The organism is Duganella vulcania (assembly GCF_009857655.1).
Taxonomy (GTDB): Bacteria; Pseudomonadota; Gammaproteobacteria; order Burkholderiales; family Burkholderiaceae_D; genus Rugamonas; species Rugamonas vulcania.
Window position 1 is genome coordinate 1 of sequence record NZ_WWCX01000169.1, and the last position, 6,769, is coordinate 6,769.

Here is a 6,769-nt window from a genome sequence, read left to right on the forward strand (position 1 = left end):
GGCGCCCTGCAGGCCGGCGTGGCGCAGCCAGGCTTGCTGGCCGTCCGGCCCGCGCACGCCCTCGGCGCGGCCCAGGCTGGCCATGGCGTCCAGGCTGCGCACGATGGGCGCGTGGTTGATGCTTTCCGTGCTCAGGGCCAGGTGGTGCTTGCGGCGGCTGCGGTACAGGAAGCCCAGCAGGCGCTGGTTGAAGATGTCCAGGAACTCCAGCCCGGCCATGTCGCGCGCGCGGCGGCGTTCCATCAGCAGCTCGGTGAACGGCATCGGCAGCGGTCCCTGGGCGCCGGCCAAGGTCAGCACCGGCGACTTCAGCGTCAACGGCGGGCCCGGTTGCTTGCTCTCGTGCAGGCCGCTGACGTCGCTGGGCGCGAACGCCAGGTCCACCTGCGCCGCCAGCCGCAAGGCCTCGTCCATGCCGACCGAGGTGCCGACCCGCGCGCGCGTGGGATCGCCGCGCTCCAGGATGCTGATCGCCTGGAACAGATCGAAGGCATGCGGGTCGTCCCGCAATAGCGACATCAGATCAGACATTGGCGTCCACTCATGGCAGGCCACTGCATCCACGGTTCGCCGCCGCGCGTGACGGCCAGGCGGACGAAGGAATTGGCGGAGGTGTACAAAGCGAAGAACCGCGACAGCACGCCGGCCAGCACCAGCGGCGAGGTGCCGACGAAGGCGTCGGCGTCGAACTCCAGCACGATGTCGGTGCCGCGGCAGTGGCCGCGCCAGGTGTCGGCGCCCAGCCGCGCCGTCGCCACCGACGCTGCCATGCTTTTCACGCCACGCACCTGCGCCTGGTCGCGCGCGCTGTCGCCGGCGAACAGCATCAGCATCTGCTGCAGCGTCTGGACGCCGGTGGTGCCATCCACCAGCGAGCGGTGGTTCAGGCGCAGCAGCGCCACCAGCGACCACAAGGCCTTGGCCTCCATCACCGGCGGGCGTTGCGCGCTGGGCGGGTACAGCGCGCGGATGTCGGTCGAGGTGGAGATGCCCTCGCCGTAAAAGCGCGTGCCGGGCGCGATCTGCTCGGCCAGGCCGCGGTTGGTGCACAGCAGCTGCGCGTACACCACCGGCTCGTCCGGCACGCTGTGGACGTCGCTGCGGTCGACAAAGCTCAGGTAGACGTCGGTGCCGGTGATGCCCTTGCGCAGGCTCATCTCGCGCCGCAGCGACCAGAACACCTTGGCCTCCTCGGCGTCGGCCGCCGATTCGGCGAACACGCTGGGGATGATGCTGGGCCGGTCGGCGCGCGGATCGGAGGCGGTGACCCGCACCACCGAATGCACTTCCATCACCGCCTCGCGCTGGTAGTCCGGCACCAGCATGTATTCGTAGTGGCGGCGGTGCAGGCGGATCGGCTCGCTGGTGACGGGGAACAGGTTCACGGCCGGCACGCAGCCGAGCAGGAAGTTGTCGGCGCTCAGCTGCGACAACACGCGCGCGCTGCGGTTGAACACGAAGCGCACCGAGAAGCCTTCGCCCGTGCCCAGCAGGCCGCGCAGGCCGCTCAGGTCGAAGAACTGGAACTTGCGCGGGAAGGCGAAGTATTCCTGCAGCAGCGCGTAGGCCGGATGCGCGTGCGCCGGCTGGGCCAGGATGGCCTCGTTCTCGTTGAAGCCCACCTCGCTCAGGCTGTTGGGTCCCAGGCGGTGCAACTGGCCGCCGCCGGCCAGCAGTTCGATGCGCTCCAGGCCGCTGATCAGCAGCTCGTGCAGCGGCATCGTCGTCATCAGGTCGCCGGACAGGTGCAGGCGCAGGCGGTCCAGCTCCAGCTCGGACACGTCCAGGCCGGCGTCGCAGCGCAGGTCGAGGCGCAGCGTGCGCGTGTCCTCCATCTTGATGGCCGCCACTTGCAGCGGCCACAGCGTGGTGTTCCACGCCACCTGGAAGCGGCAGTTCTCGCCGCTGGCGGCGGTGGTCGACAGCATGGCGCCGCGCGCCACCGGCATGCCGGCCATGACCTTGCCCTGCGAGGAGTCGAGCGTCATCCGCACCACCGTCATGGCCGGCACCGGCTGCGTCAGGCTCGGGCACAGGTTGTCCAGCATGGCGCCGGCGATGGTGGGGAAATCGCGGTCGAGGTCGCGGTGCACGCGGGCCGTCAGGAAGGCCACCGATTCGATCAGCCGCTCGGTGTGCGGATCGGCCGATTCGCCGCCGCTCAGCACCAGCCGCTGCGCTACCTTGGGATAGCGCGCCGCGAAGTCGGCCGACTGGGTGCGCAGGTAGGACAGCTCGCGCCGGTAGTATTCCAGGATATCGTCGCTCACGTCGCGGCCGCCTGCATCGCGGCGGAGCGGGCGTCCAGCGCGACGTCGAAATTGACCCGGCACATCTGCCGGCCCAGCAGCACCACGGCGGCGATGGCGGCGCGCGCGGCAACCGGCTTGGCCGGGTCGGCGCTCACCGCCACCTTGACGTGCGACAGCCGCGGCTCGTACAGCGCCAGGCCGCGCTCCAGCACCTGCGACCAGGTAAGCAAGTCCTGGTCCGACTGCGGCGACAGGCCCAGCATGTCGGGCAGGCCGTAATCGAGCACGGTGGGGTCGCCGTCCAGGTACTCGCGGATGGTCAGCGCGTTGCGCACGTTGAAGAGGCGCATCAGGTCCAGTTGCAGCGAGTGCTGCAAGCCGCCGCCATCGAGCAGCCTGCCATCCGGCGAGGCGTGCGCCACGCCGCTTAATCGGTCGAACATCGGAACAAGCGACGCCGTGAGGGCTTTAGACATAGTTTTCTGCACGAGCAGCGCTCATGATGGGACGGCTGGCGGCACGCCCGTGGGCGGCCGCCGCCACGCCGCATCAATCCGCTTTCATCGTCTCCAGGTTCCAGTTCCAGGTGCCGGTGCCCTTCGAGGTCGAGTCGGCCTGCTGCTGGGTGTAGTCGCACTTGATCTTGGTGAAGTTGATCGAGAACGAATCCGATGGCACGCCGCCACCGCCCGAGGTGCTGATGTTCGAGATCATGGCGTTGCTCATCTCGTACGTGAAGAAGTTCATGTACTTGCCGTTTTCCACGCGCCCCACGTGCAGCTTGGCGGAGCCGATCTTGGTGCCTTGGGTACAGGCCTTGTACATCTCCGTGGTCGACAGGTCGGACATCTTCGAGAACGAGATCTCGGAAAACACCGGCCGGCCGGAAGTGCGCTCGGTGTTCGATGCATCCATTTGCAGCGGCATCGAGGCGCTGTGCGAGTACGACAACACGATGATCTTGTCGGCATAGCCGGTGACCATACAGTTGCCTTTGATGGTGGTGCCCAAATCCAGAATTAGTACGTCAGACATTGCTGGCTCCAGTTTTTATGGGCCCACCCGGCGGCTGCGCCGGATGGGCGGGACATCGATGTGTACAGCGGGATCAACCGACGGCGGCCGGCAGTTCGGCCACCAGGCGGATCGACGTGGTCAGCTCCTCCATCTGGAAGTGCGGCTTGAGGAAGACGGTGGCCGAATACGCGCCGGGCTTGCCGGGCTTCTCGGTCACGTCGACCCGGCCCTCGGCCAGCGGGAAGCGGGCCTTCTCGCCCTGCGTCGCGTTCGGGCTCAGCAGCACATAGCCGCTCAGCCAGTTGTTCAGGTAATTCTCCACGCTCTGGCGGGTCTGGAAGCTGCCGACCTTGTCGCGCATGATGACCTTGATGTAGTGCGCGAAGCGCGAGGCCGCCAGCACGTACGGCAGGCGCGACGACAGCGCCGCGTTGGCGTTGGCCGCGTCCATGTTGTAGACCTTGGGCTTGTTGAGGGTCTGGCCGCCGAAGAAGGCGGCGAAGTCCGAGCCCTTGGAGTTGACCACGGCGATGAAGCCGAGGTCGTTGAGCTCCTTCTCGCGGCGGTCGGTGATGGTGACCTCGGTCGGGCACTTGAGCACGACATCGCCCTCGTCGGTCTTGTAGGTGTGGGCGGTCATGCCCTCGATCTTGCCCCCGCCTTCGACGCCGCGGATCGCGGTGGTCCAGCTGTGCTTGGCGTAGGCGTCGGTGATGCGCAGGCCCAGCTGGTAGGCCGAGTTGGCCCACAGGTATTTGCTGTGGTCGCGGCCGTCGACGTCTTCCTCGAAGTTGAAGCTCTCCACCGGCTTGGTCTTGGCGCCGTACGGCAGGCGCGCGGAGTAGCGCGGCAGCACCATGGCGATGTAGCGCGAGTCTTCCGATTCGCGGAAGCCGCGCCACGAGGCCAGCTCGGCGCTTTCGAAGATCTTCGACATGTCGCGCGGCACGCCCAGGTCGGTGAACTCGGTCATGTCGAACAGCGACGGCGCGGCGGCCGTGATGAACGGCGCGTGCGCGGCGGCGGCCACCTTGGACAGGCGCTGCAGCAGCGCGACATCCTGCGGGTGGCGGCCGAAGTAGTAGTCGCCGATCAGCACGGAATACGGGGCGCCGCCGAAGGTGCCGTACTCTTCCTCGTAGACTTTCTTGAACAGCACGCTCATGTCGTGGTCGACGGCGCTCTCCAGGTCCTTGAGCAGCTCCTTCTTCGACACGTTCAGCAGGCGCAGCTTGAGGGTCGGGCCGGTCTCGGTGCCGTACACCATGTCGTGCAGGCCGCGCCAGGAGCCTTCCAGTTTCTGGAACTCCTCGTGGTGCATGATGGCGTTGAGCTGGTCGCTGAGAATCTTGTCGATCTCTGCCACGCGCTCGTTGATCATTGCGACCACGCCCTTGTCGGGTGCGGTCTTCATGCCTTCGTCCAGCACCTGCGTGGCGAACTGGCCCAGCAGTTTTTTGGCGTAGGCGTTTTGCGACGGTTCGACCGCCATCTTGCCTTCCTGGACAATGCGGTCCAGCAAACTCAGTTCGCCGGTCGATTCGGTCGACTTGGCGCCGCCTTTGGCGGATTGACTAGTAGCCATGATTTAGCTCTCTCTGTGGTCGATGAGGGTAAGCACGCGCGGCGTGCTATCAGGATGGGGTCGCTTCCGCGTCCGCCGCCGGCGCCGCGTCGGCGGCCGGTTCCTGGTCCTTGAGGGTCTTCAGCTCTTCCGAGTTCTGGATGATGTTTTCCAGCAGCGCGTCAAGCTCATCGTTGCCATCGAGTTTGCCCAGCAGGTCGCGCAGTTGCTGGCGTACTTCCAGCAGCTTGGCCAGGCGCGGCACTTGCGCGACGATGGATTCGGGATGGAAGTGGTCGAACTCGGTGAAGTTCAGTTCCACCTTGAGATTGCCTTCGCCCTTGAGCGTGTCCGGCACGGAGATATCGAGACGGGGGGCGATCTTGCCCATGACTTCGTTGAAGTTGTCACGGTCGATTTCAATCAGGCGCCGGGCCTTGAGCTTGGGCGGCGGCACCAGCGGCTGGCCGGACAGGTCGGCCAGCAAGCCGACCACCAGGGGCAGCTCTTTTTTTTCAGTGGCGTCACCGATTTCGACGTCGTACGTGATTTGCACACGTGGGGGACGATTGCGTCCTACCCATTTTTGTAAGCTATCTGACATTCACTTCCTCACTTATATGGTGACTAGCGGCCGACGATACATAAATCAAAAACAGGCGGACAGAGCACGAAGCTACTCTCATGACACCACCACTCGCTGCGCCGCAACGTAATTGATAGGTACAAAGATTTCCGATACTCAATTGATAATAAATGTAAATTCTTTGGCGAACAAGCTTTTTAAAAATTTATGCTGTTATATTTTTGCGACGACATTGAGGAACATCAAGATGACAAATTCGTGACAGCGTTTTTAGCTGGTGGGAGGCGTGGTTGCCGGGGGCGGGATTGCATCTTTGAAGTTTTGTAGTGCCGAGAGCGGGTCACTCACGGGTGGTTTTCCGGCGGCTTGTCTGGCGGCGTTGAGTTTGTCGGCGAGCGCTTGGGCGGGGTCGGCGATGGCTTGGCCGGCGCCATCTTTGCCGGCGAGCGGATTGAGCTCCTTCATTTCGGGCTTGATCGGTGGCGCGCTTGCGCTGCCTGGAGTGGCTGGCATCTTGCCAGTCACGGCGTCTGGTGCGGCCGGGGATTGCGGACGCGGCGCTGGTGTTCCTGGCAAAGGCGGCTTGGCAGGATCGATCGCAGGTGTCGATGCCGCAGTGGCCGGCGCCGTGGTCTTGGCGACATCAGCAAGAAGCGCATCGCCTTTTGGTATGGCGGTTTTGATGGCATCGGCAACTGGTGTCCCGCCTGCCGACGCTGCGGCTTTCGCGGCATCCGCAATGGATGCTTTGCCTGCCGGCGCGGCGGCTTTCGCAGCGTCCGCAAGGAGCGCTTCGCCAGCTGGCGCGGCAGCTTTCGCAGTATCCGCAGCGGGTGCTTCGGCTGTCGGTACGGTGGCCTTCGCGACGTCCTCAGCAGGTACTTCGGCTGTCGGCGCTGCGGCTTTCGCGGCATCCTCAGCGGGTGCTTCGGCTGTCGGTACAGCGGCTTTCGCGGCGTCCGGCGGAGGCGCTTCGGCTGTCGGCTCGATGGCTTTGGGAGTACCCCCGTCCGCCGCTCCAGTTGCCGATGTTTCGGCTTTGGGGGCGGCTGGTGTTGCCTCGGTGGCCACCGGCGTCTCGGCTATCGGCGCGTCGGCAGTGGTGGCGTCGGCGGATGGCGTGGTTGTCGGCTTGCCGTCTGCGGCTTGCTGAGCATCTGTAGCGGACGCATTGGCGCTTGACGTGGCGGCTGCCTCCGTCTCCACGGCTGGCGCTTCTGCTGTGGCGCCTGCGGGCGCGTCAGCCGACGCCGATGCACCGGACGCAGCATCGGCTGCTGTGGCGCCTCCTGACGCCGCATCGGCCGGCGCTGCAGCAGGGGCGCCAGCGTCGGCCGCGGCTGGCGCGGC

The 6,769-nt window shown here is 65.7% G+C and carries 6 protein-coding genes and 1 pseudogene; all 7 read right to left on the minus strand.

What is annotated here, in order from left to right; translation table 11 throughout:
• The coding region (locus tag GTP90_RS34285) for a type VI secretion system baseplate subunit TssG (protein WP_254452182.1) at positions 1-531 on the minus strand (531 nt) is incomplete at its 3' end.
• On the minus strand, positions 519-2,270 hold the full coding sequence (gene tssF, locus GTP90_RS34290) for a type VI secretion system baseplate subunit TssF (protein WP_161087706.1): 1,752 nt from the start codon (positions 2,268-2,270) through the stop codon (positions 519-521). The genes GTP90_RS34285 and tssF, both read right to left, overlap by 13 nt.
• Positions 2,267-2,728, minus strand: a complete 462-nt coding sequence (gene tssE / locus GTP90_RS34295) for a type VI secretion system baseplate subunit TssE (protein WP_161087707.1) — start codon at positions 2,726-2,728, stop codon at positions 2,267-2,269. The genes tssF and tssE overlap by 4 nt, the downstream gene beginning before the upstream one ends.
• A 73-nt stretch (positions 2,729-2,801) precedes the next feature.
• Complete coding sequence (locus tag GTP90_RS34300; RefSeq protein ID WP_161087708.1) at positions 2,802-3,287, minus strand: Hcp family type VI secretion system effector; 486 nt, start codon at positions 3,285-3,287, stop codon at positions 2,802-2,804.
• Positions 3,288-3,360: 73 nt separating this feature from the next.
• Entirely contained in the window at positions 3,361-4,854 is a 1,494-nt protein-coding gene (tssC, locus tag GTP90_RS34305; RefSeq protein WP_161087709.1) for a type VI secretion system contractile sheath large subunit, read from the minus strand.
• A 49-nt stretch (positions 4,855-4,903) separates the two neighbouring features.
• Positions 4,904-5,437 (minus strand): type VI secretion system contractile sheath small subunit, encoded by a 534-nt coding sequence (gene tssB, locus GTP90_RS34310; RefSeq protein ID WP_161087710.1) that lies wholly within the window; start codon positions 5,435-5,437, stop codon positions 4,904-4,906.
• 252 nt (positions 5,438-5,689) lie between these two features.
• Positions 5,690-6,769: pseudogene (locus tag GTP90_RS34315) on the minus strand (hypothetical protein); the annotation flags it as partial.